The sequence below is a fragment of the Arthrobacter sp. BC5 genome, assembly GCF_056680255.1.
In genome coordinates this window covers 1,306,509-1,333,003 of the sequence record NZ_CM155273.1, presented here as the reverse complement: position 1 = coordinate 1,333,003, position 26,495 = coordinate 1,306,509, and the positions used below count along the sequence as shown (strand labels likewise).

Annotated in this window: 24 protein-coding genes; 8 read left to right on the top strand and 16 right to left on the bottom strand. The window is 66.7% G+C overall.

What is annotated here, in order from left to right; genetic code table 11:
- Positions 1 to 211: 211 nt before the first annotated feature.
- The 4 genes from AC1MFI_RS06060 to AC1MFI_RS06045 form a co-directional block, all read right to left on the bottom strand.
- Positions 212 to 1,312 carry an alanine racemase gene (locus tag AC1MFI_RS06060; protein WP_479820216.1) on the bottom strand — a complete coding sequence of 367 codons (1,101 nt, stop codon included), beginning with the start codon at positions 1,310 to 1,312 and terminating at the stop codon, positions 212 to 214.
- A 7-nt stretch (positions 1,313 to 1,319) separates the two neighbouring features.
- Complete coding sequence (locus AC1MFI_RS06055; RefSeq protein WP_479820215.1) at positions 1,320 to 2,060, bottom strand: ANTAR domain-containing protein; 741 nt, start codon at positions 2,058 to 2,060, stop codon at positions 1,320 to 1,322.
- A gap of 185 nt (positions 2,061 to 2,245) precedes the next feature.
- Complete coding sequence (locus tag AC1MFI_RS06050; protein WP_479820214.1) at positions 2,246 to 2,899, bottom strand: DUF3105 domain-containing protein; 654 nt, start codon at positions 2,897 to 2,899, stop codon at positions 2,246 to 2,248.
- Positions 2,900 to 3,030: 131 nt separating this feature from the next.
- Positions 3,031 to 3,693 carry a DUF305 domain-containing protein gene (locus AC1MFI_RS06045; protein ID WP_479820213.1) on the bottom strand — a complete coding sequence of 221 codons (663 nt, stop codon included), beginning with the start codon at positions 3,691 to 3,693 and terminating at the stop codon, positions 3,031 to 3,033.
- A 165-nt stretch (positions 3,694 to 3,858) separates the two neighbouring features.
- Here AC1MFI_RS06045 and AC1MFI_RS06040 point away from each other — a divergent pair, with 165 nt between their 5' ends.
- The 3 genes from AC1MFI_RS06040 to AC1MFI_RS06030 are packed head-to-tail and all read left to right on the top strand — an operon-like array spanning position 3,859 to position 6,710.
- Entirely contained in the window at positions 3,859 to 4,188 is a 330-nt protein-coding gene (locus AC1MFI_RS06040) for a metal-sensitive transcriptional regulator (RefSeq protein WP_479820212.1), read from the top strand.
- 40 nt (positions 4,189 to 4,228) lie between these two features.
- Complete coding sequence (locus AC1MFI_RS06035; protein ID WP_479820211.1) at positions 4,229 to 4,453, top strand: heavy-metal-associated domain-containing protein; 225 nt, start codon at positions 4,229 to 4,231, stop codon at positions 4,451 to 4,453.
- A 1-nt stretch (position 4,454) separates the two neighbouring features.
- Positions 4,455 to 6,710, top strand: a complete 2,256-nt coding sequence (locus tag AC1MFI_RS06030; protein ID WP_479820210.1) for a heavy metal translocating P-type ATPase — start codon at positions 4,455 to 4,457, stop codon at positions 6,708 to 6,710.
- A gap of 467 nt (positions 6,711 to 7,177) precedes the next feature.
- Here AC1MFI_RS06030 and AC1MFI_RS06025 read toward each other — a convergent pair whose 3' ends face one another.
- The 4 genes from AC1MFI_RS06025 to AC1MFI_RS06010 form a co-directional block, all read right to left on the bottom strand.
- Complete coding sequence (locus AC1MFI_RS06025; RefSeq protein WP_479820209.1) at positions 7,178 to 8,104, bottom strand: carbohydrate ABC transporter permease; 927 nt, start codon at positions 8,102 to 8,104, stop codon at positions 7,178 to 7,180.
- On the bottom strand, positions 8,101 to 8,973 hold the full coding sequence (locus AC1MFI_RS06020; protein ID WP_479820208.1) for a carbohydrate ABC transporter permease: 873 nt from the start codon (positions 8,971 to 8,973) through the stop codon (positions 8,101 to 8,103). The genes AC1MFI_RS06025 and AC1MFI_RS06020 overlap by 4 nt, the downstream gene beginning before the upstream one ends.
- A 302-nt stretch (positions 8,974 to 9,275) precedes the next feature.
- A complete protein-coding gene (locus AC1MFI_RS06015) occupies positions 9,276 to 10,595 on the bottom strand; it encodes an extracellular solute-binding protein (RefSeq protein ID WP_479820207.1) in 1,320 nt (439 codons plus the stop codon).
- A gap of 45 nt (positions 10,596 to 10,640) precedes the next feature.
- Entirely contained in the window at positions 10,641 to 12,272 is a 1,632-nt protein-coding gene (locus AC1MFI_RS06010; protein ID WP_479820206.1) for a GH39 family glycosyl hydrolase, read from the bottom strand.
- Between the two features lie 180 nt (positions 12,273 to 12,452).
- Here AC1MFI_RS06010 and AC1MFI_RS06005 point away from each other — a divergent pair, with 180 nt between their 5' ends.
- Positions 12,453 to 13,499 carry a LacI family DNA-binding transcriptional regulator gene (locus tag AC1MFI_RS06005; protein ID WP_479820205.1) on the top strand — a complete coding sequence of 349 codons (1,047 nt, stop codon included), beginning with the start codon at positions 12,453 to 12,455 and terminating at the stop codon, positions 13,497 to 13,499.
- 95 nt (positions 13,500 to 13,594) lie between these two features.
- On the opposite strand, the gene AC1MFI_RS06000 is transcribed toward AC1MFI_RS06005, so the two are convergent.
- Positions 13,595 to 14,137, bottom strand: coding sequence for a MarR family winged helix-turn-helix transcriptional regulator (locus tag AC1MFI_RS06000; protein WP_479820204.1), 543 nt, complete (start codon positions 14,135 to 14,137; stop codon positions 13,595 to 13,597).
- A 252-nt stretch (positions 14,138 to 14,389) separates the two neighbouring features.
- Here AC1MFI_RS06000 and AC1MFI_RS05995 point away from each other — a divergent pair, with 252 nt between their 5' ends.
- Positions 14,390 to 14,713 carry a nuclear transport factor 2 family protein gene (locus AC1MFI_RS05995; protein WP_479820203.1) on the top strand — a complete coding sequence of 108 codons (324 nt, stop codon included), beginning with the start codon at positions 14,390 to 14,392 and terminating at the stop codon, positions 14,711 to 14,713.
- 1,004 nt (positions 14,714 to 15,717) lie between these two features.
- Here AC1MFI_RS05995 and AC1MFI_RS05990 read toward each other — a convergent pair.
- From AC1MFI_RS05990 to AC1MFI_RS05960, 7 genes are read right to left on the bottom strand one after another with little or no spacing between them, the layout of a single operon-like run.
- Positions 15,718 to 16,836: a Gfo/Idh/MocA family protein gene (locus AC1MFI_RS05990; protein ID WP_479820202.1), complete on the bottom strand. Its 1,119-nt coding sequence runs from the start codon at positions 16,834 to 16,836 to the stop codon at positions 15,718 to 15,720.
- Positions 16,821 to 17,516, bottom strand: a complete 696-nt coding sequence (locus AC1MFI_RS05985; protein ID WP_479820201.1) for a ThuA domain-containing protein — start codon at positions 17,514 to 17,516, stop codon at positions 16,821 to 16,823. Before AC1MFI_RS05985 ends, AC1MFI_RS05990 begins: the two co-directional genes overlap by 16 nt.
- Positions 17,509 to 18,582: a sugar phosphate isomerase/epimerase family protein gene (locus AC1MFI_RS05980; RefSeq protein WP_479820200.1), complete on the bottom strand. Its 1,074-nt coding sequence runs from the start codon at positions 18,580 to 18,582 to the stop codon at positions 17,509 to 17,511. The genes AC1MFI_RS05985 and AC1MFI_RS05980 overlap by 8 nt, the downstream gene beginning before the upstream one ends.
- A complete protein-coding gene (locus AC1MFI_RS05975) occupies positions 18,575 to 19,756 on the bottom strand; it encodes a Gfo/Idh/MocA family protein (protein ID WP_479820199.1) in 1,182 nt (393 codons plus the stop codon). Before AC1MFI_RS05975 ends, AC1MFI_RS05980 begins: the two co-directional genes overlap by 8 nt.
- A 22-nt stretch (positions 19,757 to 19,778) precedes the next feature.
- Positions 19,779 to 20,669, bottom strand: a complete 891-nt coding sequence (locus AC1MFI_RS05970) for a carbohydrate ABC transporter permease (RefSeq protein ID WP_479820198.1) — start codon at positions 20,667 to 20,669, stop codon at positions 19,779 to 19,781.
- Between the two features lie 2 nt (positions 20,670 to 20,671).
- Positions 20,672 to 21,589: a carbohydrate ABC transporter permease gene (locus AC1MFI_RS05965; protein ID WP_479820197.1), complete on the bottom strand. Its 918-nt coding sequence runs from the start codon at positions 21,587 to 21,589 to the stop codon at positions 20,672 to 20,674.
- Positions 21,586 to 22,905 carry an extracellular solute-binding protein gene (locus AC1MFI_RS05960; RefSeq protein WP_479820196.1) on the bottom strand — a complete coding sequence of 440 codons (1,320 nt, stop codon included), beginning with the start codon at positions 22,903 to 22,905 and terminating at the stop codon, positions 21,586 to 21,588. The genes AC1MFI_RS05965 and AC1MFI_RS05960 overlap by 4 nt, the downstream gene beginning before the upstream one ends.
- A gap of 278 nt (positions 22,906 to 23,183) precedes the next feature.
- On the opposite strand from AC1MFI_RS05960, the gene AC1MFI_RS05955 reads away from it, so the two are divergent.
- The 3 genes from AC1MFI_RS05955 to AC1MFI_RS05945 all read left to right on the top strand — a co-directional run bounded on the left by AC1MFI_RS05955 (position 23,184) and on the right by AC1MFI_RS05945 (position 26,490).
- Positions 23,184 to 24,215, top strand: coding sequence for a LacI family DNA-binding transcriptional regulator (locus tag AC1MFI_RS05955; protein WP_479820195.1), 1,032 nt, complete (start codon positions 23,184 to 23,186; stop codon positions 24,213 to 24,215).
- 67 nt (positions 24,216 to 24,282) lie between these two features.
- Positions 24,283 to 26,025 (top strand): dihydroxyacetone kinase family protein, encoded by a 1,743-nt coding sequence (locus AC1MFI_RS05950; protein WP_479820194.1) that lies wholly within the window; start codon positions 24,283 to 24,285, stop codon positions 26,023 to 26,025.
- A gap of 9 nt (positions 26,026 to 26,034) precedes the next feature.
- Positions 26,035 to 26,490, top strand: a complete 456-nt coding sequence (locus AC1MFI_RS05945; protein ID WP_479820193.1) for a ribose-5-phosphate isomerase — start codon at positions 26,035 to 26,037, stop codon at positions 26,488 to 26,490.
- Positions 26,491 to 26,495: the final 5 nt, after the last annotated feature.

The following is a 26,495-nucleotide window of genomic DNA, read 5'->3' as shown; positions in this document are numbered from 1 at the left end:
CCATCCCGTTCACGCGCGCCGGATGGGCCCGATACTCTAGGGCCGGGACCAGGCGTTCGAGCCGGCCGATGGACTGGGTGTTTCAGCTTCAGCACATGTCCGGCCGACACACCGAGAACCGTTGCTGTCACCGGCCGTCGACCGACCCATGGCTGAAATCTGGAACAGCTGCGACTATACCGCAGCACCCCGGAGCAGGAGGAGGGGCGCCTCAGCTGTTCCGGCCCCGAGCCGCGACGGCCCAGCACTCCTCGACGACGCCGTCGCGCACCACCTGTACCTCGTCCACGAGGTTGACGGCCAGGCAGGCATGGTTCGGGACCACCCGTAACCGGGTACCCAGCGGGGGCAGAACCTCCCCGGCGGGCCACTGAACGGTGGCGTGGTGCTCGGAGAGGGCCACGATGCGGGCCCCGGGGTGGTCGAGGAGCCGCCCGAATCCCGTGGCCCAGGCGGCGCGATCGCTGCCCAGGACCTTGCTGCCGGCGTCGACGATGAAGTGGTCCTGGCCCTTGGCCGCCGGGCGTCGATGGCTCACGACCGTACTCTCGACCGTCAGCGCGATATCTTCGGGACGGCAGTGCCCGAGCTCCCACTGCTGTGCGTCGCCGAAGACGTAGACTCCCGGACGCAGCTCGGTCAGGGTGCCGCCGTCGGACAGGAGTGACGACGGCGTCGACCCTCCACTGACCGCGAGGTCGAGGAAACCGGCGGTCCGCAGCGAGGCGGCGGCCGCAGCCAGGGCTGCCTCCTCGTCCGCCGCCGCCGGTCCGGCAGCCCCCGGTCCGTAGCTGTGGCCGGGAAACGTGAAGATCCCGCCGACCTCCAGGCCGGCGGTCTCGGCGGCCTGCGCGACCCCGACCGCTTCCGACGGCAGCACTCCGCTGCGGTGGTGGCCGCAGTCCACCTCGACGCGGACCGCTACCCTCGCGGCAGCGGAGCCGAGTGTCCGGGCGAGCCGGCGGGCGCCCTCGGCCGAGTCCACACCCACCGCCACCCGCGCGAGCTCCGTCAGGGCGAGCAGCCTTCGGGCCGCGCGATCGTCGACCCACAGGGGATAGGCGATGAAGATGTCGCGGATGCCGCTGTCCGCGAAGACCTCGGCCTCGCCGATCGTCGCGACCGTCAGGCCCACGGCACCCGCAGCGATCTGCTGGTGCCCGATCTGCGGCATCTTGTGCGTCTTGGCATGCGGCCGCAGGGCGAATCCCTGCTTCCGCGCCCGAAGCGCCATGGCGGCGATGTTGCGCTCGAGGGCAACGACGTCGACGACGACGGCCGGCGTGGCGACGCCGGCCAGGATCGGGCGCACGAGTGGGTCAGGCTTCGAAGTGCGTTTCGGGAAGCTGCTGGCCGATCGACGTGACGACGGCCGCCGCGATGTCCGCGAGCTTCGTGTTCCGCCCGCTGGAGGCGGCCTTCAGGATGGTCATGGCCGCCTCGTGGCTGCACCGGTTCTGCCCCATGATGATGCCGGCAGCGACGTCGATCGTGGTGCGGGAGTTCATAGCGTCCTTGAGTTGCTTCCCCGTGTCGGCGAGGTGGGCGATCCGGACAGCCATCCGCAGGGACTTCGACGCCTCGCGGGCCATGTCCGTGGCAGCGATGATGGCTGCCTCGTCGAACGTGTCGGGCTGCGGTGAGTACAGATCGAGTCCGGCTGCCGCGAGACCGTCGAGGGGGATCGGCACTCCGAGCGCCGAACGCATCCCGTGGTTGATGATCGCCGAGGTGTAGTCGCCGAAGCGCGTTTCCGTCCGGAAGTCACGGACGTGGTAGACCTGCCCATCACGGGCCGCCCGGATGCAGGGGCCGTCATCGAACTCGTACTGGACCTCGTCCATGAGCTTCGCCTGCTCGCTGCTGCTCGCCACCGACGCCTTGGCCCGGGGCCTCAGCAGGGTGACCCCGCACATCACTTCCCTGCCGTCGGAGGAGAGCGCATCGGCGGCGAGCTTGGCCAGCCCGTCGAGGAACTCGGCGATGTCGGAGCTTTCCAGCACCATGTCCTGCAGCATCCCCTGAAGGGACAGTTCTCCGACAGTCCGGTCATCGGTCACAGCTGTCTACCATCCCATCGCGTCGAGTCGGGCCGGTTGAGGCGACCCGTCGTGCCACGCTACCGAATCGATGCTCTCGCGCCAACAGTCGGTTGGAGGGTGGTCAGGTGTTGCGGAGTGGGAACGACGACGGCGCGGCGCGTCGCTGGGGACCGCCGCACCGTCGGGGCACGTCCTGGCAGCAACTAGGAGGCGCGCCCTGCAGGAGTGATTCCGCCGGAGCAGGCAGCCCCGGGCTCGCGGGTCTGCTCACCCTGGATGTACTTGTCGAGGAAGGTGGCCAGCCGGGGATCGTCCGCGGAGTCGACCTTCAACTGCAGGCCCCAGGCGCTGGCGGCAATGGGCTGGTCGAGGCCGGGGAACGGGCTGAGCAGTACGTAGGAGCGCGTTCCCACGAGCTCGGTCAGCTTGTCGATCTCGGTCTGGCCGATCTCCGGGTCGTACGTGATCCAGACCGCACCGTGCTCCATCGAGTGCACCGAGTTCTCGTTCGGGATGGCCTCGGTGTACACGCCGCAGTTGGTCCAGACGGGGCTGTGGTCTCCGCCGACCGGAGGGGACTGCTCGTACTGGACGGCGTTCTCGACATGGTTGAACGTGACGTCGGGGTACTCCTGGACACCGTCGATGGGCTGTGAGGCAGCAGCATCCCGTTCCCGGTTGTCCTGCACCTGGTTCACGATCACCAGGGTCACCGCGAGGATGACCGCGAGGATCACTGCGCCGATACCGCCGAAGATCAGGGCGTTGCGCTTACGCTCACCCGCACGCTGCTGGGCTTGGATGGCGGCCAGGCGCGCCTGGCGGTCCTGGTTTTCCTGAGACCGTTTCTTGTTCAACGAGGTGTCCTTCGGTGCTGGGGGTGGCTGCGGCGGTCGCCGCGGGATGGGATAGCGCCGGAGACCAATGTACCGGCGGGGCCCGGCAGTTCCGTGGACCGACCCTGTGGGGAGACCACGGACGGGCGGGACTACAGGGCGTCGAGCATGTTCTGCATGAGGGTGATCTCGGCCTGCTGGCCCGACTGGATCTTGGCGGCCAGGGTGCGGACCTGCTCCGTCTCCGCTGTTTCCGCACCGGCCCTGGCCATGTCCACCCCCGCCTCGTGGTGGCTGATCATGAGTGTGAGGTAGAGCCTCTCGGCATCCTCGCCGCGGGCAGCCCGCAGTTCGTCGAGCTGCGCCTCCGTGGCCATGCCGGGCATGAGCCCGTCGGGCGTCAGCATCGACGCGGCGTCGGACCCCGAGTCCATGTCCATCCCGCCGTGCTCTCCCGAACTCCCCGCCATCCACTCCATGCGGGGCTGGGAACTGCTCTGGGCCAGGCCCCACTCCTCGAGCCAGGCATACATCTGGCCTGCCTGCTGCTGCTGGGTGAGGGCGATGTCATAGGCGATGGAGCGGAGCGTCTGATCGCTCGTGTTGTCCCGCACGATCATGGACATCTCGACCGCCTGGTTGTGATGCACCTGCATGTCGCGGGCGAAACCCGCGTCCGCACTGGTGTTGTCCGGGTAGGAGGGCCCGGCCGAGACGCGCCCGGCCGTGAACGCCAGTGCGAAGAGAGCGAATACCGCGATTCCCGCGAGGATCAGGAGGGCTCGCTTCTGCCAGCCCGACAGCGAGAGGGTCATGGACGTCCTTGGGTTGAGGGTGTGCCGGTTAGCCAACGTACGGCATCCGGCTGGATGTTCCCTCACAACCTGCCGCACCGACGGCATCCGGGCCGGGAATAGCGCCGAGGGCTGGCCGGTTATACCCCCGCAGGGTATGCTGGACGACATGCGAGGAACCACGACATGACCACTACCAGGACAACCGCGGAGAGCGCCGTACCGTACGGCTACACCGCGGACAAGGATGCCTACCTCAAGCGGCTGCGCCGCATCGAGGGCCAGGTGCGCGGTATCGCCCGGATGGTCGAGGAGGACAAGTACTGCATCGACATCCTCACGCAGGTCGCGGCCGTCAACAAGGCCCTCCATGCCGTCTCCATGGGACTGCTCGAGGAGCACATCTCGCACTGTGTCGTCGGAGCCGCCCAGGAGTCCCAGGTCTCCGGCAGCGACGAAGCCGTGCAGGAGAAGGTCCAGGAAGCCACGGCGGCCATCGGCCGCCTCCTGCGCTAGCGAACCCCCACCACCCATCCGACCAACCGAGGAGAACACCATGAGCACCACCACCATCAACATCACCGGAATGACCTGCGGCCACTGCGTCAGTGCCGTGAAGAGCGAACTGTCGGAACTCCCCGGCGTCGAGACCGTCGACGTCGAGCTCGTGAACGGCGGCACGTCCACGGCCACCATCTCCTCGTCCGCACCGCTGGATGCTGCCGCGATCGACGGCGCCGTCACCGAAGCCGGCTACACCGTGGTGCACGCCGGTTCCTGACATGGCCACGCAGCAGATCCAGGTACAGGGCGCCGCGCAGGAGCAGCGCGTCGTCGAACTCTCCATCCAGGGCATGACGTGCGCGTCGTGTGTGGGACGCGTCGAGCGCAAGCTCGGCAAGCTCGACGGCGTCGAGGCGAGCGTCAACCTGCCGCTCGAGAGCGCCGTGGTCAGGGCGCCCGCGTCCGTCAGCGACCAGGACCTCATCGACACCGTCGTCGCCACCGGGTACGGCGCGCACGTGGTGCACCCCGAGCACCCGGACCTGGATGGCCACGACCACGATGCGGCGCCGTCGCTCCTCGGAGCGCGCCTGATCCTCGCAGCCGTCCTGTCCGTGCCGGTCCTGCTGATCTCGATGGTGCCCGCCCTCCAGTTCGCGAACTGGGGCTGGGTGGTCTTCGCCCTGTCCGTGCCGGTGGTGACGTGGTCGGCGTGGCCGTTCCACCGCGCGGCGGCCATCAACGCCCGCCACCTGTCCTCCACCATGGACACGCTGGTCTCCATCGGGGTCACCGCGGCGTTCCTCTTCTCGGGCTGGCAGCTCGTCGCTGATCCCGCCCTGACCCGGCACGCGGGCATGGCCGGAATGGAGATGGACGCACACTCCCTCTACTTCGAGGTGGCCGCCGTCGTCGTGACGTTCCTGCTGCTCGGCCGCTTCCTCGAGGCGTCCGCGAAGCAGCGCGCCGGCAATGCCCTGAAATCGCTGCTGAGCCTCGGGGCGAAGGAAGCCCACGTGCTGCGCACGGTCGACGGCGAGCGCACCGAGGTCACGCTCCCCGCCGACGCGCTGATCCCCGGCGACGAATTCGTGGTGCGGCCGGGCGAGAAGATCGCGACCGACGGCGTCGTCGTCGCCGGTTCCAGCGCCGTGGACACGGCCCTGCTGACGGGCGAGAGCGTCCCTGTCGAAGTGGCGCCGGGAGATGCCGTCACAGGCGCCACGATCAATACCTCGGGCCGGCTCGTGGTGCGGGCGACGCGTGTCGGGTCAGACACCGTGCTGTCCTCCATGGGCCGCCTGGTGAGCCAGGCGCAGAGCGGGAAGGCGCGGATCGCCCGGCTCGCCGACCGCATCAGCGCGGTCTTCGTGCCGGTGGTCCTGGTCCTCGCGGTCCTCACGTTCGTCCTGTGGCTCGTCCTGACCAGGGACCTCGACGCCGCGTTCACGGCGTCCGTGACCGTGCTGGTGATCGCCTGCCCGTGCGCCCTCGGCCTCGCCACGCCGACCGCGCTCCTGACCGGTACCGGCCGCGGCGCGCAGCTCGGTATCCTCATCCGCGGACCCCAGGTCCTCGAGGACACGCGCACCGTGGACACCATCGTGCTGGACAAGACCGGCACGGTCACCACCGGCACCATGGCCGTGGACGACGTCGTCGCGCTGTCCGAGGTGTCCGCCGCCGAGCTGCTCCGCCTCGCCGGTGCCGTCGAAGCGGCGAGCGAGCACCCGATCGCGCAGGCCATCGCCCGGCGCGCGGCCGGCGAGGGCCGGCTGCCGGAAGCAGGGAACTTCTCGAGCGCACCCGGCGGCGGTGTGCGCGGCGAGGTGGACGGCGTGACCGTCACCGCAGGCCAGACGGGCTGGCTGGAGCAGCACGGAATCAACCCCGCCGCAGGACAGGCGGCAGCCTTCGGCTCGGCGCAGGACGCGGGGACGACGGCGGTGTGGGTCGCCGTCGGCGACGACGTCGCGGGCTTCATCACGCTGTCCGACACCGTGAAGGACGGATCCGCCGCCGCCATCGAGCGCCTGCGCCGGCTCGGACTGCGGCCCGTCCTGCTCACGGGGGACAACCGGGCGGTCGCCCTGCAGGTGGCGATGCTGGTGGGCATCGACGCCGAGGACGTCCGTGCAGGCGTGACGCCGGCGGGCAAGGTCGACGCCATCCGCGAACTCCAGGCGGCAGGGGCAACCGTGGCCATGGCCGGTGATGGCGTCAACGACGCCGCGGCGCTCGCCCAGGCGGACCTCGGAATCGCGATGGGCTCCGGTACCGATGTCGCGATCGAGGCGGCCGACCTCACCGTGATGGGCAACAGCCTGGGACAGGTGGCCCAGGCCATCGAGCTCTCGCGCCGTACGCTGGGCACCATCAAGGGCAACCTCTTCTGGGCCTTCTTCTACAACGCCGTGGGCATCCCCGTCGCAGCGCTGGGCCTGCTCAACCCGATGCTGGCCGGGGCAGCCATGGCCGCAAGCTCGGTGCTCGTGGTCGCCAACTCGCTGCGGCTGCGGAGCTTCGGCAGATAGACCCCGACGGCGATGGCGGGGCAGGAACGGGTAGAACGTGGAGGAACATGTGAGCATCGGGCGGACTCGTCCAAACCGGCGGCGTTGCTCTCGACGGAGTACCAGGCCAAATCGGGACGGCGAGTTCGCTGACGAGTTCCATGACCGTCCTGCCGGAAGCCTTCCGCGTTGGCCGTCGCGTGTCCTGGTTCGTCGATGCCGTCATAGGCGGATCGGCCGAGGTGTTCGACGAAGCTGCCACGAAGCCGACGATTGATGGGCCCGACCACGGAGTGAGGGTCTGGAGACAGATGGACCTGCCGCATAGGTTCTCCGAGTTCTTGTGTGGAAGCATGACAGGACTCCGGAGAACCCGATGCTCGGCTCGATATGTGATGGCGGATTCGTGGCGGAACTCCGTGCCGGGTTCGAGGTTGCAGCAGCACCACAACCGGATACCCGCGACAGGATGTGCGCGGGTGTGCGGGTCAGCCCTTAACCGCACCCTCCATGACGCCGGCGACGAGTTGTTTGCCCGCGAGGACCAAGACCAGAAGCAGTGGTAGTGCGATGAGGAACACGCCCGCCATCACCAACCCCGTGTCGGACGTGAAGGCGCCTCGGAGTTGAGGCACGACGAGCGGCATCGTCAACTGTGAGCGCATCACCACCGACGGCCAGAAGAAGCTGTTCCATGAACCGATGAAGGTGAACATGGCCAGCGTTGCGGCTCCGGGACGAGCTGCAGGTAACGCGATCGACCAGAAGATCCGGAACATCGATGCTCCATCGACCCGCGCCGCTTCGATCAGCTCGAAGGGCAGGGCTTCCTGGAGGTACTGCGTCATCCAGAACACGCCGAACGCGCCGATGAGCCCGGGGACGGTCAGCGCGAGGAGCGAGTCGATCCAGCCGAACTCGTTCATCATGATGAACATGGGGATAGTGCCGATCTGAGCCGGGATCACCATGGTGCCGATGACGGCGAGGTAGAGCACCCGCCTACCGCGGAACCTCAATTTGGAGAAGGTGAAGCCGGCGAGCGTCGCGAAGAACACTGTGGATGCGCTCACCGAGATGGCGACGAGCAGCGAGTTCGCAAATGCGACCCAGATGTTGAACTGTTCGGTCGAGAAAATCTGGGCGAAATTGTCGAAGAGGGTCAGCGTCGGCAGCCACGTCGGCAGGGTGCCAACGGACCTGGCGATTTCGGTGGTCGTTGATGAGCCGTACATCGCCGCGGCATAGAGCGGGAAGGCTGATAGGACGAAGGCAACGATCAGAAACGAGTATGTCACCCAGCCCGGCCGGCGGGCCGAGGGCTGGTTGGCGGCAGCCCCGCCGCGTGCTGTTCGTTTCCTCGCATATCTGGCGGCGCCTCGGCCCGCCGTGTTCTCGATGTATGCCGCATTCATCGCGGGTCTCCTTCGACTGATTGATCTGCGTCTACGGGCTGCACTGTGCGTCCCGTGGACGCCGCGCGGAGGAATCTGGGCATCCGGCTGGCGCTGGCATTCGACGAGGCGACTCTGCCCGTCAGGGCGATGTTCAGCAAAGAGAGCACCAGGATGATGAGTGCGAAGATCCAGCCGACCGCGGCGGCCTGACCGAGCCGATCCTGCCACTCGCCGAATCCGAGGTTGTAGAGGTACAGCACTACGGTGGTCCATTGGCTATCGGCACCACCGACGCCGCCACCCGTGCCTCCGCCGTCGAACATGCGGGCCTCGTCGAAGATTTCAAGGCCTCCGATCGTCATGGTCAGGACGACGAAGACCAGCGTTGGCCGGATGCTTGGAATGGTCACGGAAAAGAACTGTCGCAGGCGGCCGGCACCATCCACGGTCGCGGCTTCGTAGAGGTCTCGCGGCACCGCCTGCATGGCAGCGAGAAATATGAGTGCGTTGTACCCGGTCCAACGGAAAACGACCATCGAGCCGATAGCAATGTGGGACAGCAGGCGGTCCTGGAAGAACGGGGAGCTGTACTCGGTCCAGATGCCGAGCTCCTGCAGGTTCGGGACAAGAAGGCCGAACTGACCGAAGACCTGACCGAAGATCATCGCGGTGGCCACCGGCATCACAACGAAGGGCAACAGCACGCTCATGCGCCAGAACGTGCGGGCGCGAAGATTCTGGTCGAGGATCGACGCAATCAGCAGCGCCAGGATGATCTGTGGGATGCCACCCCAAAGGAAGATCGAGAACGTGTTCCCGAGCGACCGCCAGAACAGGGGCTGGCTCAGCACCCAGGCGAAATTGTCCAGACCCACGAAGTCGCCCATTCCTGAGCGACGGTGCCAATCGTGGAGCGCTACGACGACGTTGAAAGCTAGTGGGAACGCACCGAAGATCGCGAAGACGATAAAGAACGGTGAGATGTAGAGGTAGGGCGAGACCTTGATGTCCCAACGCGAGAGCTTCTGCCCCCAGCCGACGCGGCGCGGGGAGCGCGGTGCGGCCGTCCCAGTTGTAGCTGTGGCTGTACTTGTAGCCATGGCTCGAGCCTTTCCTGAATTCGAGGTGGTGGCCTGCCGCGCGGCGGTCCGGTCCCCGGAATCCGAGGCCGGACCGCGATACGGGCGGACTATCCCGCGGTGTCGAAGCCGAGTGCCTCGAACTCGCCGACGACCGACTGCCATGCCTCTTCCGGCGTGGCGCTGCCGGATTCCACGAGGGCGATGCCGTTCGTGACCAGTGTCTGGATGCCGGCGAAGTTCTCGCCTCGGAAGCCACCGGCCGCAGAATCACCTGCCGAAGCGGCGAGGCCGCCATAGATCTCACCGACGCGCTGGTTGCCGTAGAACTCATTCTCGGTCTCGGCGATATCGGCGCTTTCGATGGCTTCGAGCTGGGAGGGGAACTGTCCGGTCTCGTGGAACCACTGCACGGCCGCCTGGGATGTTGTGAGGTGGTCGGCGAGCTTGACAGCCCACCCGGTGTTCTCGCCTGTTGCTGGGACGGAGAAGAACGATCCGCCCCAGTTGCCGCCGCCGTCGGGGAAGGTGCTGGAGACGCGCCACCCCTCGACGCCGTCGGCATTCTCGGCGATGATGCCGGTCATCCAGGCCGGGGTGACCACCGTGGCCCATTCACGGTTCTGGAAGCCCGCGCCCCAGTCCGCGTGACCGATGGGAATTCCTGCAGATACGCCGTCTGCGGCCGCATCGGCGAACGTCATGAACAGGTCCTTGACCTCGGTGTTGTCTGCGAGGTTGTACGGGTTGCCCGACTCCGGGTCCTCGAAGGCGTTGGGAAGGAGGTTGATTGCAGCCTGGAAGGCGCTCGAGAGCGAGTCGATGAAGTAGTTATCAGATGCCGCGACGTATTCACGGCCGGCGTCGAGGTACGACTCCCACGTGGCGGCATCGCCACCGATGTACTCACCGAACGCTTCAGGGTCTGCAGCCACACCCGCAGCCGAGGTCATGTCTTGATTGAACGCAATACCAAGTGGACCGATGTCGGTGCCGTAACCGGTCATGACGCCCTCGACTGACCCTTGCTCGACCTTCCAGTCAACCCACCGCTCGGAGACCTCGGGAAGCTCGACCCAATCCTCTGGAGCCGCCATCATCTCTGTCCACCAGTCGAGTTCGATCAGGTGGACGTCCGACAATCCGGCCCCTCCCGAGGAGAGGCCATTACGTAGTACGGTCTGAGCTGATTCACCGTCGGGGAACGACTCGACGGCCACCTTGATTCCGTGTTCCTCCTCGAAGGAGGCGAGCAGTTCCGGTGGGAAGTCCATCCAGGCGGCGACTGTCAGCTGCTCGGGCTTGTTCTCCTCGGTCGCCTGCTCACCACCCCCGCCTGCACCTCCGCCTCCTCCCGAGCACGCCGTGAGGGCGAGAGCCGTCAGCGCGGCGAATGCGGTCGCTCGTACAGATCTCTTCGGGAATGTCATGATGCGGGTCCTTTCGATACTTCGTCGTATGTGGGATTCATCGGATCAGGGTGTGGCTTTGAAGATCGACATCACGGCCCAGGGTGCGAGCGACAGGTCGATCGTGAGCACGCCGTCGGTGTCGACGGTGAGCGTTCTACGGTCAAGAGCATCGGCGATCGACGCGAGATCGGTGACGTCCTGGCGTGACAGGTTGAGCGGCTCCCCCATCCGGTGCCATGCGGATACGACATCCCCGTGGTCCTGGTCGAGTATCTCCAGCTGATACGTATCGCCGGGGGGCAGCCCGGCGACAGTGTGAACAATGCGCCGGCCGGGACCTTCCCCGGTGAGATGCCGCGTCTGTTCGTAGGAGTCCGCAGCGCCCACGGACCTCGTGGCCATGGAATCGGGATAGTTGAAGAACACCGCGGCCACGGCATCATCTGCCGTGCGGGTAATGATGCCGTGCTCGGTCTGTAGCGCTATCCGGTCGCCGAGACGGTTGAGCATCGCCATCGCGTGGAAGGTCGGCTTGTGAATGCCCTGTTCGTTGACGAAACCGAAACCGCCGTGGAACGGCCCGATGCCGCCGCCTCCCTCCTCGAACACGTCCGTGAACGTCCAGTAGGAAACGGAGTCGGCGAGGTCGTGGCTCTGGAGGAAAACACGCGCGATGTATGTCGCGGCGAATACGGTGTCGTGCATCCGGTCCCGACTCGACGGCGACGTGGACCACTCGGTGATGTGCAGTTCGGCGTCCGGATAGGGCGACTCGGCGATAATCTGCCGCATGACTACAAGGTCGTTACGTGTGGCATCGCGTTGTCGGCTGATGGGGCGACCTACACCCTGAGTGTCGAACGCGAAATCGGTGGGATACAGGTGGGTCGAGAGGAAGTCGATGGGAAGGTCGCGTTCGGCGCAGTAGGCGATGAACTCATAGATCCACACCGGTTTCCACGGAAGGAGTTCGGGATCGGGAGCTTCTGCCGTGGCTGCCTCAACGGACCTGTCGTGATACTCGCCGTCATAGCGGGCGTCTGCCACGAAGACCGACGATGAGGGGCCGCCGACGCGAAGACCGGAATCAATAGCCTTGATGGCCTTGGCTGTCGCCTCATAAAGCTGGAAGTACTCCGTCCTGGTGCCTGTCCAGAAGTGGGGCACGAGGTTCGGCTCGTTCCATACCTCAATCGGCCAGGTGCGCACCTCGTCGATTCCGTAACGCTCAATCCAGTGCTCGATGGTCGCGGTGACAAGGGCGACCCAGGCATTCATGTCCTTCGGAGGGCTGCAGTGTGCCTTCCACCAGAAGAGTGTCTCTGTCTCCGTGGCAAGCTCACGCGGCATGAAGCCGAGCTCGACGAACGGGCGAGCACCAGTGTCAAGGATGGCGTCGAACACCTTGTCCACATAGGCAAAGGTGTAGATCGGTTCAGCGAGCGGCGTGGGCGGACCGAAACCACCACCATTCGACGCGCGGTACACGAACATGTCGTCATGGAAGAGGCCATGGAACCGCACGTAGCGCGCACCAAGCACGTCGACGGCTTCAGCGAAGTGGCGCTGCCAATCCGCGCGTAGTGCCTCGTTGGCTCGACCTGCGCCGATGCACTCGCTCCAGACGTGACGGAGCACAGAATCACTGGGAGGAAGTCCGTCGACCGATACGCTTGCCGATGATTCGACGGACATGAAGACCTCCCTTGGTCACGGACGGCGTGAGCCGTTTCGTTGTGCGAAATTGTTTCGCAACGTGTATCGTTAGGTTCAGGTTAGATTTCGCCGGAGTGACTGTCAATAGGGGCCGTAATTCCTTGACTGACCCGAATCCGGCGCTGTTAAAAACCGAAATAGTTTCGAAGGAGCGACTCCATGACATCTGGTGCCACACCGCGGCGAGCAACCCTGGAGGACGTCGCCGCGGCCGTCGGAGTCTCGAAGGCGACCGTCTCCAAGGCGCTTAACGGACGTAATGACATCTCGCCCAGCACCCGCGAGCGAGTCCTTGCGGCGGTCACCGCGCTGGAGTATCGGCCGACGACGCTTCCGGCGCCCGTCGCTGCGCGTCGCGTGATTGCAGTCGTCTTCGACCTACCCGCCTCGCCCTACATCATGGGCGTCCTGCAAGGCGCATTGGCGGAAGCCACCAATTCCGACGTCGACCTTCTGAGCCGCCTTGCCCCTGAGCGCACTTCGCGCACGCATCGCGCGGTGGCGCGGGACTGGATCGCCAGGCAGCGTAGGTCCGGTGTCGTCGGCATCATCGGCCTCACACTTTCCGAGCCCGACGGACTGATAGACGCAGCGAGCGACGCAAGCCTGCCCTTCATCGTTGTCGACCCGGTCGACACGCGGCATCATCGGATGGTGAGCGTGGGATCCAGCAACTGGGCTGGCGCGCGTACCGCAACCGAGCACCTCATTGGCCTGGGTCACCAACGCATCGCCTGGATCGGCGGTCCCGAGGCGTCCGACGCTGCCCGCGACCGGAGGCTCGGCTACCAGGCCGCGCTCGACTCCGCCGCCCTGACGATCGACCCCGCCCTCGTCCGATCCGGGCCCTTCGCGGTCGACGCAGGGATCGCCCACGCCCGCGGGCTGCTCACGTCCCCGCACCCACCCACGGCGATCATGGCGGCCAACGACGAGATCGCGGTGGGTGTGCTCACCGTGGCGCACGAGCTGGGCATTCCGGTACCTGAAGGGCTCAGCGTCACCGGTTTCGACGACACCCCTCAGGCCGCATGGACCACGCCGCCGCTCACGACGGTCCATCAGAACCTCGAGGGCATGGGCGCAATGGCGGTTCAGACGATCCTCGTCATGGAGGAGGGGCGCCGGCCCTCCTCCTCCCACGTCGAGCTGGCGACCTCACTGACGGTGCGCTCCAGCACGGGCGACGCCCCTGCGGACCACTGACCACCGCAACCTCCTCGCCCACCACTTCGTTGCCCCTAGTGTTTCGGCCCGGTCCGTCGACGGGCCGAGACACCAAGGATCAGACACTTCTGGCACTACTCCGGTGGGCGGAGCCCCCGTTCGCGCATCTGAGCGGCTGACCGGATTGCATCATTGACGAAGCGTTCCGTCAGGTCGGTGTAGCGGCGGACGTCGGAGGGTGACCAGTCGTCAAGCACTTCAGAGATCATCCGGTCCCCCAGTGCATAAACGCTTCGCGCGGCTTCCACTCCCGCTTCGGTCAGGCGGATCAGGCTGGCCCGGCGATCGGACGAATCTGCCGACCGCTGGACCAGCCCGTCAGCTTCCAGACGACCCACGATCTTGCTGACGTATGACGCTCCGACGCCGAGCTCGTCCGCGAGAGCGGTAGGGCGCATCGAACCCCACGCCAGAAGAAGCCGAAGCGTCTGGTGGGAGGGCTGATCCAGCGACTCACCGCTCTTTGCGAGTATCTGTCCCTGTAGGGCAGGAGAGTCCCACAGCAGGATCAGCGCACTGAGGTTAGCGAGGAGTCTCGACTGATAAGGGAAGTCACCTGCGACCAGCGGTCGGGATCGGTGCCGCTCCGACTCGCGTTCGTCATTCATCTCGGCCATCCCAGCACTCTAGCGGCACCGCTCCGCAGCGATACCCTCGGAAAAGTACTGTCCTACGAGACAGTACTTAGGTAGTGTGGTTCCACGTTGATCCATCACGCAGCGGGGTGCTCGTAAACGCATCCCTGTCCCCTGTGAGGATGTTCAGGCTGCCCTTGCACTGATGTCGCAGTCTTCAGGCGGTCGATGCCCTGACCCGAACCCTACCGGCGCGCGCGTCGCGTCCACCCCGTCAAGAAAGAGAACAACACCATGGCTGACATCACCCTTCCCAAGGCCGTCCACAGGTTCGTGGCCGCCACGAACGCCCATGATGCCGACGTGCTTTTCGACGTCTTCGCACCTAACGCGACCGTTGTCGATGACGGAACCACCTACGACACCGAGGCCGCGGTCCGCGAATGGATCAAGGTCCATCAGGTCGACCCCAGGATCGTCATCACTCCGATCTCATGTGCGGGAACCCGCCTTGTGGGGTCGGTCGACGGCGAGTTTCCCGGAGGCCCTCTGACGTTCGCTTTCGCCTTCACCATAGAAGACGACGTCGTCACCAAGCTGGCGATCGGGCCGGTCTGATCAACGGAACGGCCGGGCATGCGATCCCCTCGGCCTGGTCGACGTCTCGGCACCGGCACCCGACGCAGGGGAAACCACAGCGCAGCAGTACGAGGGCTTCGCCGAAACTCCTGACGTCGTCATCGCCGTCGGCCTGTAACGGATACGGCTACATCAGTCGCGATAAGTTCAAGGCCGGGTTCGCTCCCGACACCAACGACGACGACGCGGCTTTCCTCAGGGACTCGCAGGTACCCATGTACATGACGGTCTGTGCGACCCCACTGACGAACGCGGCATGGCGCACAGGCCGCCGCCTGATCGAAGCACCTTCGGGGTGCGGCAGTCGATGCTGCGCACCCCGAAGGAGGGTTCGGGAGGACCTTCTCCATCTCGATCATTGCCAGGCGGACCGCATGTCAGCACCGGCTGCTCGAAACCTTCTTCCGCATGGAGCGGATGACGATCCAACAGGGTTATCGGCTGCCCCGCGAGACATGGAGAGGGTCGGTAAGCCAGGAAACCACCCACCAGGACCCACCGATCTCAGGAAGAGTTGCGACCTCGTAGGGTTCCTGGTGTCTGATCGAGCCTCGTCGATCCTCGGCGCCGAATACATGATCGACGGTGGAACAGTACCCACCACATGACGTGACAGTTGGGATCTGCGGCGCACAGGCCCTCCCTTGTCAGGACAAGGGAGGGCGAAGGGCCGCGACGTACCAGTCACGTGTCTCACGGGCACGAGTTCTTCATGAGAAGGACGGCGTGGCTCCACGCAATCGTCCGACGGCCTGTTGGACGACTGCCTGCTCATCCCAGGACGCGTGCAACGCACCTCTTCCTGGTCAGATCGCCCAGGAAGAGACTGCCGGCGCAACCGAGCCAGACCGCCGCGAGTACGCAAAGGCCCCGTCGCGACACCAGGAGGACGGATTCACCTCCGTGTCATGCTTCCTCGTGCACCACCGGACCCGGGGTGCACGCGAAGGCCTGCAACTGCGACAAGTACTGCGCCACGTGCGCTACCGGAGCACGGATGATGCCAGGTCGGAGAGCGTCGTGAGGGGGACCTCCCTGGGGCGTTCGGCCGTGCTCCGCACCGGGATGGAGATCCCGCCGACCGTCGACTGCAGGAGCGACTCCATGACATCGAGGACGTGGTAGGCGAGGTCACCGTTGGCCCGATGCTGCTCTCCGGCGGGAGTGAGGGCCATGTCCGCGAGCCCGTAACCGCGGCCCGCCCCGATATAACCGGCGCTCGCAGGCAGGACTTCCCACCCGACCTCCCGATTCGGAAGGGTGCAGATCGACACCTCGCCGTCGAAGTAGTTCGGGTCAGGGACCGTCAGGCTCGCCAGTTCGCCGTGGATCTCGATGTTGGAGGACCGCGTCTGCACGGCGTCGAAACTCATGACCAGGGTGGAGAGGGCACCGGACTCGTGGACCAGCACCCCCGTGACGTGCGTGTCGATGGAGACGGGTACGGCCTCGCCGGCGCGCGGACCGGATCCGATGGTCCGTTCCTTCCGCGTGTGGCTGGCCGCACCGATGACGGACGTGACCGGCCCCAGCAGGGTGACCAGCGCGGTGACGTAGTACGGGCCCATGTCCAGCAGGGGGCCGCCACCGGGAACGTAGTAGAAGTCCGGGTTGGGGTGCCAGCGTTCGTGACCGGGCGTGACCATCGTCGCGGTGGCCGAGATGGGACGGCCGATCAGGCCGTCGTCGATGGCGTGGCGTGCCGTCTGGATGCCCGTCCCGAGCATGGTGTCAGGAGCACAGCCCACCCGGACTCCGGCGGACGCCGCGAGGGCGAGTACCTCCCGGGCCTCGGTCGTGTTCGCTGCCAGTGGTTTCTCCCCGTAGACGTTCTTGCCGGCGGCGATGGCGCGGGAGGCCACCTCGGCATGGGCGGCAGGAATCGTGAGGTTCAGGACGGTGTCGATCCCGGGATCGGCCAGCAGTTCGTCCACGGTCAGTGCCCGCACGCCCTCCTGCGAGTCAGCCACGGCTTGGGCCCGGCTCAGGTCGAGGTCGGCGACTGCCCTCAGGTTCACCGAATCCAGCGACGGCAGGGTCTTCAGGTACTGGGCCACGATCGCTCCGCAGCCGATGATTCCGACGTTCAACGGCTCGCCCACAGCAAACCCCTTTCGATGATGGTGCGTACGTTCGGATCGTCGAGGATCTCGACGCGGTGTCCCGGAGTGGAGACGAAGATCCGGCCGCTCCCCCACTGCCGTGTCCAGATGGCGGGCGAGGTGACCGGGCGGTGCCAGGGATCCCACGCGCGGACCGCCTGGGTCGTGGTCGCCAGGACGTCGATGTAGTCGTCCGCGAGCACCCAGTACTGTTCCGTGACGAGGTCGAAATCACCGATCCCGGCGGTGATCGGATGATCCGCCGCGGCCGGCAGCATGGTGACCCGGTACGGCACGTAGTTGTCGGACTGCTCGCCGATCCTCTCGTCCGGGTGCTTGCCCGGATGGCACGCGAACTGCCCCCCGATGAGGTGGAGGTAGTCGGACTCGTTGCGGTACGAATCGGCGATGCCGCCGTGCCAGCCCGCGAGTCCGGTCCCCGCCTCGACGGCCGCCCGCAGTCCGGCGAACTCGTCCTTCTCGATGGTGTTCATCGTGTTGCACTGCAGGATCAGGTCCACCGTGGACATGTAGTCCGCATCCGCGTAGATCTTCGGCGACTCCTCGATCCGGACCTCGAACCCGTTGTCCCGCAGGAACGGGATGAACCGGTCCGTGGCTTCGATGGGCTGATGGCCGTCCCACCCGCCGCGGACGACGAGGGCTTTTCTGTTACTCATGGATCTCCTTCATGGGGCTGTCGGCGTTGTTCGCGGGGGCTGAGAAAGCGGCGTCGAAGGCGGCAGCCGGGGGTGCGATCCCGGCGAGGTCCCGCACGAGCCGCAGGGCCCGCGGAGCGCCGACCAGGCGGTCCATGCCGGCATCCTCCCATTCGATGCTCGTGGGTCCGTCGTAACGGATGGAGTTGAGCATCCGGAAGACGGGCTCCCAGGGGACGTCCCCGTGACCGGCCGTGACGAAGTCCCAGCCCCTCCGCGGGTCGCCCCACGGCAGGTGCGACCCCAGCCGTCCGTTGCGTCCGTTCAGCTGCCGGACGGATTCCTTCACGTGGACGTGGAAGATGTGTGGTGCGAAGTCCTGCAGGAACATCACCGGATCGAGGTCCTGCCAGATGAAGTGCGAGGGGTCGAAGTTGAGCCCGAACCCGGGGCGGTCGCTCATGACCTCCAGGGTGCGCTGCGTGGTCCAGTAGTCGTAGGCGATCTCCGACGGATGCACCTCGAGGGCGAACCGCACGCCCTCGGCGTCGAACACGTCCATGATGGGATTCCACCGCGCGGCGAAGTCCTCGTACCCCCGGGAGATCATCGATTCCGGTGCCGGCGGGAACATCGCCACGCACTTCCAGATCGACGACCCGCTGAAACCGGTCACCGTCGTCGCGCCCAGACGTGCAGCTGCCCGGGCGGTGTCCTTCAGGACGTCGGCCGCCCGCTGCCGCACCCCCTCGGCCTCGCCATCACCCCAGACGTCGGTCGACAGGATGGCCTGGTGGCGCTCGTCGATCGGATCGTCGCAGACCGCCTGCCCGGTGAGGTGGTTGGCGATCGCGTGGACGGAGAGGTTGTTCCGCTCGAGGATCTCGAGCCTGTTCCGCACGTAGTCGTCGTCGTGGGCGGCCCGTACCGGGTCCAGGTGGTCCCCCCAGCAGGCGATCTCGAGGCCGTCGAAACCCCAGTTCCCGGCCATCCGGGCGACCTCCTCGAACGGCAGGTCGGCCCACTGGCCGGTGAACAGGGTCACCGGCCGGGGTGCTGGACCTCCGGCCTGCTGCGGCTCAGACATGCTGCCACCCCGAATCGGCGGCGGCGCTCTGCTCGACGGCGTGCAGGACCTTCTGGACGCGCAGCGCTTCATCGAAGGACGGTGACGGCGTGGTGCCGTCCGCGATGGCCTGCACCAGGTCCACGACCTGGTGCGTGAAGCCGTGCTCGTACCCGAGGCCGTGACCCGCGGGCCACCAGTTGCCGGTATAGGGGTGCACCGGCTCGGTGACGTTGATGGTGCTGAATCCCGCCGTCTCCGAGGGCTGCGAGCCATCGTAGAACTCGAGGGAGTTCATGTGCTCGAAGTCGAAGGCGAGCGAACCGAGGGTGCCGTTCACCTCCAGGCGCATGGAGTTCTTCCTGCCGAGCGCGAAGCGGGTGGCCTCGAAGACACCGACCGCTCCTCCCTCGAAACGCGCACTGAAGATCGCGGCGTCATCCACCGTCACCGTCCCCGTCCCACCGTCGCTGGAACCCTGGCCACCGAGGCCCACCAGGGTTCCTCCGAGGGGGCGTTCGTGCACGAAGGTGGTGAGGAGGGCGGAGACCCCCTGGATCGGCAGCCCGGTCACGTACTGGGCCGCATCGATGCTGTGCGCGCCGATGTCCCCGAGCGCACCCGATCCCGACTTGCTCCTGTCCAGGCGCCAGGTCATCGGTGCGGTCTCGTCCGACAGCCAGTCCTGGAGGTACTGCGCCCTGACGTGGCGGATCGTCCCGATCCTGCCCTGCTCGACGAGCCGCCGGGCGAGGGTCAGGGCGGGTGTGCGGCGGTAGGAGAACCCGCACATGGCGAAGACCCCTCGTGCCTCGGCGGCCCGGGCTGCCTCGGTCATGCGCTCCGCCTCCTCGACCGAATTGGCGAGCGGCTTCTCGCAGAGCACGTGCTTGCCGGCCTCGAGTGCCGCGATGGCGATCTCGGCGTGCGTGTCCCCGGGGGTGCAGATGTCGATCAGGTCGACGTCGTCGCGCTCGATCAGGGCCCGCCAGTCCGTCTCGGTGTCCCGCCAGCCCATCTTCTCGGCTGCGGTCTTGACGGCCGCCGGGTCACGCCCGGCCAGGACGGCGAGTTCGGGGTGGAGCGGGAGGTCGAAGAAGCGCGGCGCGGTGCGCCAGGCGTGCGAGTGCATCGCACCCATGAAGGCGTAGCCGACCATCCCGACCCGCAGTGCGGGCTGTTGCGTAGGAGTCATCAGGCTGGAGTCCCCTTTCGGTCTATTTGTTGAACCCGGCGGTCAGTCCGCTGACGAGCTGGCGGCGAGCCAGCGCGTAGAGGACCACCAGCGGGAGGGTGGAGAGCACGACGGCGGCGAGGACCGCCGGGATGTTCACGCTGAACTCGTCCTGGAACGCCCAGAGCGAGAGCGGGAGGACCCGCTTGTCGGGGCTCTGCGTGAGGATCAGCGGGAAGAGGAAGCCGTTCCAGACGTGCAGTGCGTTGTAGATGGCGATCGTGACCACCGCAGGGCGTACCAGCGGCAGGGCGAGGCGCCACATCATGGTGAACTCGGAGCAGCCGTCGAGCCGCATCGATTCGAAGAGCTCCCGCGGGACGTCCCGGAGGAAGTTCGACAGGATCAGCACCGAGATGGGGATGGCGAAGGCGATCGACGGCAGGATCAGCGCGAGCAGGGTGTCGTAGAGCTGCGCCTTGGTGATCATGAAGTAGATCGGGATGATGGTCGCCTGCAGCGGGATGGCGAGCCCCATGAGGAACAGCGTGTGCGCGGAACCGATGATGCGCCCGCTCCCCCTCACCACCGCATACGCCGCCATGAAGGAGACGATCACCGCCGGGATGACACTGCCCAGGGTCACCACCACGCTGTTGACGAAGTACCGGACGAAGTCCGCCTCGAGCACCGTCCGGTAGTTGGTCAGGGTGGGCTCCGTGGGCGGAGCGAGCGGGTTGGAACCGAAGAACCCGGCCTGGTTCTTCAGGCTCGTGATGATCACGTAGTACACGGGCAGGATGATCAGGGCGAGCCATACCCACCCCCCGAGCCCGCCCAGGACGTTGGGCGCACTCCTGCCGAGCCGCTTCCGCTGTGCCCGCTCCTTGGTATGCGCTGCGGCGCCCTGCGCCGTGTCGGTTGCCAGTGCCATGGTTACGCTCCTTCCAGCTGGCTCGAGCTGCGGCTGTTGCCGCCGAGCCGCTGCAGCACGAGGGCTAGGCCCAGGCCGATCACCACGAGGATCACGCCGAGGGCGCTCGCGGCTCCCATGTCATTGGCCCGGAATCCGGTGAGGTACATGTGCAGCGGGAGGAGCCGGGTGGCATACCCCGGACCGCCGGCGGTGAGGACGAAGATCAGGTCGAAATACGCCAGCGATCCCAGGACCATGAGGGTGGACGAGGTGATGATGGTGTATTTCAGCTGGGGCAGGGTGATGTGGAAGAACTGCTGGATCCGCCCGGCGCCGTCGATCTGGGCCGCCTCGTAGAAGGACGCCGGGATCTGCCGCACGCCACCCTGGTAGATGAGCGTGTGGAAGGGGACGAACTGCCAGGCGATGACGAAGATGACCACGAACAGCACCAGGTCGGCGCTGCCGAGCCAGTTCTGGGCGAGCACCGGGATACCGAGGCCCGGCCCCATGCCGAAGTTCGGATCCAGGAGTGCCTTGAACGCGATGGCCACTGCCGCCGAGGAGAGCAGGAGTGGGACGAAGTAGAGGACGGCCAGCAGGGCCCGGTAGCGCTGGTTACCCGCCGTGAAGACTCCCAGGAGGAGGCTGATCGGCACCTGCACCACGAGAGAGTAGACCATGATCTTCAGCGTGACGATCAGGGCATTCATCGTCACCGAGTCCGTAAGGGCCGTCCGCCAGCTCTCCAGGCCGGCCCAGGTGATGGCACCCAGACCGTTCCAGTTGGTGAAGCTCAGGAACAGCACGCCGAGCAGCGGTACGACGGCGAAGGTCAGGAAGAAGACCAGCGCCGGGACGACCATCCAGGCCGAGGGCCCTTCGGCCCGCGCACCCCGCACCTTCATCGCGGGTCTGGGCTTCAGCAGCGTGCTCATTTGCCCAGCGTTGCGTTCATGTTCTCGGCGAACTGCTCAGGGGTGATCTCGCCGATGAAGATCTGGTCCAGGTTCGCGAGCATGGCGTCTCCCTGGGCGGGGCTGAGTGCCTGGTCCCAGGAGAGCTGGAAGCTCGGCGCGTCCTGCGCGAGACCGTAGACGAACTCGACGAAGTCCTTGTCGTCCGAGGCTGCGAGCTGGTCCTCGATGCCGTTGACGGCGGGAACCGCTCCGGAGTCGATCATGGCCTGCGTGTACTCCTCGCTGAACAGGCCGTCCTTGAGGTAGTTCAGCGCGGATTCCTTCTGCTGGTCCGAGGCCGTCGAGGAGAGGGACCACATGTTCGCCGGGTTGCCGACGACGTTCGCGGGATCACCCGCACCGCCTTCGACCGCGGGGAAGGTGGTGAAGCCGACTTCGCCCGACTCGACGAACTCCGGGGCGTCGTTCTTCAGGTTCTGGTACACCCAGCCGCCGTGGAGCATCATCGCTGCCTTGTCGGTGTACAGGAGGGCACTGTCCGCGCCGGCGTCGGCCGCGATCGAGGAGAAGCCGTTGATGAACCCGCCGGCGTCGACCAGTTCCTGGATCTTGGTGAGGGCCTCGATCACGGCGGGATCGGACCAGGCGTCCTCTTCCCCGTCCAGGATCGCCTGGAAGACCTCCGGCCCGCCGATGCGGTCCACGAGGTAGGACAGCCACATCAGGTTCGGCCACTTGGACTGGCCGGCCAGGGCGAAGGGCGCGATTCCCGCCTCGTTGAACGTGGGGACCAGGTCCATCAGGTCCTCCCACGTCTCGGGAGGTTCGACGCCGAGGTCCTCGAAGACCTGCTTGTTGTAATAGAGGACGACCGGCTGCATGTTGTTGTTGGGCAGTGCGTAGGTCTTGCCGTCGATCACGCCGTTCTCGAGGACGGAGGGGATGTAGCGGTCCTTCACCTCGGGGTTGTCGGCGAGGAACTGATCGAGGTCGCTCACGTGCCCGGCGTCGACATAGGACTTGAGCACGCCGCCGCCCCAGCCGTAGATGAACGTGGGCCCCTCGCCTGCTCCGACCGCAGTGCGCACCTTGGTCTTGTAGGCGTCGTTGGCAAAGAACTCCTGGTTGATCTTGTCGTCCGCGTTCGCCTTGTTCCAGTCCTCGACCGACGAGCGGAAGATGTTCTCGCTGCTCCCGGTCAGGGCCCACATCGTCGGGGAACCGGAATCCGCGGCGGGGTCAGCCGGACCGCTGGAGCCGCAGGCGGACAGGCCGAGGGCGAGGGTGAGGGCGGAGGCCGCCGCGATCATGGAGGTGGTTGTTCGCATTTTCATCAGTTCTTCCGTAAGTCGACTCAGGACGGGGCACGAGGGCCGGCTGAGGTGGGCAGGTCAACTCCGCGGGTACGCGGTCGCTGACCGCCACGCTGCGGAAGAGATTTCGAAATGTTTTCGATAAGAACAAACTAACAAGCGTAAAGTTACCTGCATCACATCTATCGGTCAATGGCCCGCGATTAAAGGCTTCGAACCAGGCACTACCCGCCCAGCGGGGCGTGTTCTGGCTCAGCCAGCAGGCAGACGACGACGGCCCTGGAGAGGATTTCGAAACATTGTCGGAAAGTGAAGTTCGTGCGAGAGCCACCCTGGCATCCGTCGCAGCCCTTGCCGGAGTCTCCACTCCCACGGTCTCGAAAGTCATCAACGGGCGTGAGGACGTAGCGCCCGCCACCCGGAAGCGCGTGCTGGAAGCACTCAGGACGTCCGAGTACCAGCCCCCCGGACAGCGCCTCGCCCTTGCACCCCCGGCCTCCGTGCTGATCGACGTCGCCGTGGACAGCGTGACGACGGCGTACTACTCGGAAGTGATGGACGGGATCCTCGAGTGCGCGGAGACGCAGGGAGCGGAGATCGTCCTGTCGAAGGCGGGGCTGACTCATCTCTCCGCCGGCGAGCGGGCCGAGAAGATGCAGGCGTCGGGCCGCCGCGGCCTCCTCCTCGTCACGTCGCGGTGGTCTCCTCGGGAGATCAAGGACGTGAAGAAGCGCGGCATCGCGGTGGTGGTCATCGACCCCATCAATCCACCCGGACCGGGCGTGGCCAGCGTCGGCGCCACGAACTGGGCCGGCGGAAAAGCCGCCACGGAACACCTGCTCGGCCTGGGGCATACCCGCATCGCGTTCATCGGCGGGCACCCCAGCGCGGAGTGCAGCCAGGACCGCGAGCACGGCTACGTCGCCGCCCTCCTCGAGCGGGGTATCCCCATCTCGGAGGAGTACGTCCTGGCAGGCGCGTTCAATCCGGAGACGGGACGGCGGGGCCTGGCCCGGTTCCTCGACCTGGAGAACCCGCCCCGAGCCATCTTCGCTGCCTCCGACAGCATCGCGCTGGGCGTGCTCGCCGAGGCGCACGCGAGGGGGATCGGGGTTCCGGGTGAGCTGAGCGTGGTCGGCTTCGACGGAACGTACCTCAGCGAACAGTCGTCACCGCAACTCACCACCGTCGCCCAACCGCTGCGGGACATGGGCCGGACGGCTGTCCGGGCGCTCCTGCGGGAGATGGGCGGGGAGCCACCGGATTCGACCCGCGTGGAACTGGCCACCCACCTGGTCGTGCGCTCGTCGACGGCACCGCCGACGTCCTGATACCCCCGGGACACATGCCCTTTCGCCGGTTATCCTATAGAATCTACGAAAATCGGAAGGGATCGCAATGACGCGTCTGTTCAATGAACCGGAGAACTTCGTCGACGAGATGATGGGCGGATTCGCGGCTGCCGCCTCTCGCTGGGTCCAGCAGATTCCCGGAGGTGTGGTGCGCGTGGGCCGTCCGGCAGAACCGACGGTCTCCCTCGTCATCGGGGGCGGCAGCGGCCACTATCCCGCCTTCGGGGGACTCGTTGGACCGGGCCTGGCGCACGGAGCGGTGATGGGCAACCTGTTCGCATCACCGTCGGCACACCAGGTGCGCACCGTCGCACGGACCGCGGACCAGGGCCGGGGCGTCCTCCTGTCCTACGGGAACTATGCGGGCGACGTCCTGCACTTCGATGAGGCCCAGGCCGAACTGCGCGAGGCGGGCATGGATGTCCGCACGGTGACAGTGACCGATGACATCATCAGCGCGCCGCGGGGCGAGGAACACAAGCGGCGCGGGATCGCCGGCGACCTCACCGTGTTCAAGGTGGCGGGCGCAGCCTGCGAACAGGGCTACGATCTCGACGGCGTTGAGCGCGTCGCCCGCCTCGCCAATGACCGGACCCGCTCGCTCGGAGTCGCCTTCGGCGGCTGCACCCTCCCCGGGGCGGATGCCCCCCTCTTCGAAGTCCCCCAGGGGCGCATGGCCGTGGGCCTGGGCATCCACGGGGAGCCCGGCATCGACGAGGTGGACATCCCCACGGCCGCGGGGCTCGCCGAACTGTTCGTCACCAGCCTCCTCGAGGAGGTGCCGGACGGCATCGACCCGGCGGACGCGCGGGTCGTGCCCCTGCTGAACGGCCTCGGCAGCGTCAAGAACGAGGAACTCTTCGTCGTCTACCGCACGGTGCACGACCTGCTGCTCGAACGCGGCCTCAGCATCGTCGATCCCGAGGTCGGCGAACTGTGCACCAGCTTCGACATGGCCGGCTGCTCCCTCACCCTCCTGTGGCTCGACGACGAACTCGAGCGGCTGTGGACCGCACCGGCGGACACCCCGGGATTCCGCCGCGGGCAGGTCGCCGAGCAGAAGCGCATCGACGCGGTGGTGAAGGACGACGCCGAGGAGGTCGTCGGAGCCTCCTCCGCCGGGTCCCGCGCCTGCGCCGCGACCATCGTCACGGCCCTCGAGGCCCTTGCCCGCACGGTCGACGAGCACGCCGACGAACTCGGCCGCCTCGACCAGGTGGCGGGCGACGGCGACCACGGCATCGGGATGCAGCGCGGCGCCCATGCCGGGCGGGACGCAGCACGCGCCGCCGTCGAGCAGGGCGCCGGTGCCGAGACGGCGCTACGGCACGCGGCCGGTGCCTGGAGCGACCGCGCCGGTGGCACCTCGGGAGCCATCTGGTCCACCATGCTCAAGGCGTTCGGAGCGGTTCTCGGCGACGATGCGCGCCCCACCCCGAAGGACCTCGCGCGCGGAGTATCCGCAGCGCGGGACGCCGTGATGGCCTTCGGCAAGGCGAAGGTCGGCGACAAGACCATGGTCGACGCCGTCGTACCCTTCTCCGACGAACTGTCGGCACGCGTGGGGGACGGGTCCGGGCTCACCGAGGCATGGTCGGGTGCAGCCGCCGCGGCCACGGCCGCCGCGGGAGCCACCGCGTCGATGCGGGCGACCCTGGGGCGCGCCCGGTCCCACGGCGAGAAGTCCGTCGGCACGCCCGATCCCGGCGCGGTGTCCTTCGCGCTGATCTGCACCAGTATCGCGGACGTCATCAGTCAGGCTCCGGGCGCCCGCCCGGAGGATCACTAGGAGGAAGACATGGCCCTCAGGCTCATCGTCGGTTGCGACGACGCGGGATACCAGTACAAGGAGATCCTCAGGCAGGATCTCGAGCAGAACGGCCTCGTCGAGTCGGTGGTCGACGTCGGAGTGGGGCCGGACGGCCATACGTCCTACCCCAGGATCGCGATCGAGGCCGCCGAGCGCGTCGCCAGGGGAGAGGCCGACCGGGCACTGCTCATCTGCGGGACCGGGCTCGGCGTCGCCATCGCCGCCAACAAGGTGCAGGGCATCCGCGCGGCGACGGCCCACGATCCCCTCTCCGTGGAGCGGTCCGTCCTGTCCAACGACTGCCAGGTGCTCTGCATGGGGCAGCGCGTCATCGGCATCGAACTCGCCCGCAGGCTCGTCCGGGAATGGTTGACCTACACGTTCGACACCTCGAGCGCATCCCAGGCGAAGGTGGACGACATCTGCGCGTACGAGGGCGTCTAGCACAC

Coding starts and splice junctions, on each gene's coding strand:
- AC1MFI_RS05985 (WP_479820201.1), bottom strand. CDS start 17,516: ATGAGTAACAGAAAAGCCCTCGTCGTCCGCGGCGGGTGGGACGGCCAT.
- AC1MFI_RS05960 (WP_479820196.1), bottom strand. CDS start 22,905: ATGAAAATGCGAACAACCACCTCCATGATCGCGGCGGCCTCCGCCCTC.
- AC1MFI_RS05965 (WP_479820197.1), bottom strand. CDS start 21,589: ATGAGCACGCTGCTGAAGCCCAGACCCGCGATGAAGGTGCGGGGTGCG.
- AC1MFI_RS06015 (WP_479820207.1), bottom strand. CDS start 10,595: ATGACATTCCCGAAGAGATCTGTACGAGCGACCGCATTCGCCGCGCTG.
- AC1MFI_RS05950 (WP_479820194.1), top strand. CDS start 24,283: ATGACGCGTCTGTTCAATGAACCGGAGAACTTCGTCGACGAGATGATG.
- AC1MFI_RS06035 (WP_479820211.1), top strand. CDS start 4,229: ATGAGCACCACCACCATCAACATCACCGGAATGACCTGCGGCCACTGC.
- AC1MFI_RS05945 (WP_479820193.1), top strand. CDS start 26,035: ATGGCCCTCAGGCTCATCGTCGGTTGCGACGACGCGGGATACCAGTAC.
- AC1MFI_RS06045 (WP_479820213.1), bottom strand. CDS start 3,693: ATGACCCTCTCGCTGTCGGGCTGGCAGAAGCGAGCCCTCCTGATCCTC.
- AC1MFI_RS06025 (WP_479820209.1), bottom strand. CDS start 8,104: ATGAATGCGGCATACATCGAGAACACGGCGGGCCGAGGCGCCGCCAGA.
- AC1MFI_RS06030 (WP_479820210.1), top strand. CDS start 4,455: ATGGCCACGCAGCAGATCCAGGTACAGGGCGCCGCGCAGGAGCAGCGC.
- AC1MFI_RS05995 (WP_479820203.1), top strand. CDS start 14,390: ATGGCTGACATCACCCTTCCCAAGGCCGTCCACAGGTTCGTGGCCGCC.
- AC1MFI_RS06020 (WP_479820208.1), bottom strand. CDS start 8,973: ATGGGCGACTTCGTGGGTCTGGACAATTTCGCCTGGGTGCTGAGCCAG.
- AC1MFI_RS05970 (WP_479820198.1), bottom strand. CDS start 20,669: ATGGCACTGGCAACCGACACGGCGCAGGGCGCCGCAGCGCATACCAAG.
- AC1MFI_RS05980 (WP_479820200.1), bottom strand. CDS start 18,582: ATGTCTGAGCCGCAGCAGGCCGGAGGTCCAGCACCCCGGCCGGTGACC.
- AC1MFI_RS06000 (WP_479820204.1), bottom strand. CDS start 14,137: ATGGCCGAGATGAATGACGAACGCGAGTCGGAGCGGCACCGATCCCGA.
- AC1MFI_RS06040 (WP_479820212.1), top strand. CDS start 3,859: ATGACCACTACCAGGACAACCGCGGAGAGCGCCGTACCGTACGGCTAC.
- AC1MFI_RS06010 (WP_479820206.1), bottom strand. CDS start 12,272: ATGTCCGTCGAATCATCGGCAAGCGTATCGGTCGACGGACTTCCTCCC.
- AC1MFI_RS05975 (WP_479820199.1), bottom strand. CDS start 19,756: ATGACTCCTACGCAACAGCCCGCACTGCGGGTCGGGATGGTCGGCTAC.
- AC1MFI_RS06005 (WP_479820205.1), top strand. CDS start 12,453: ATGACATCTGGTGCCACACCGCGGCGAGCAACCCTGGAGGACGTCGCC.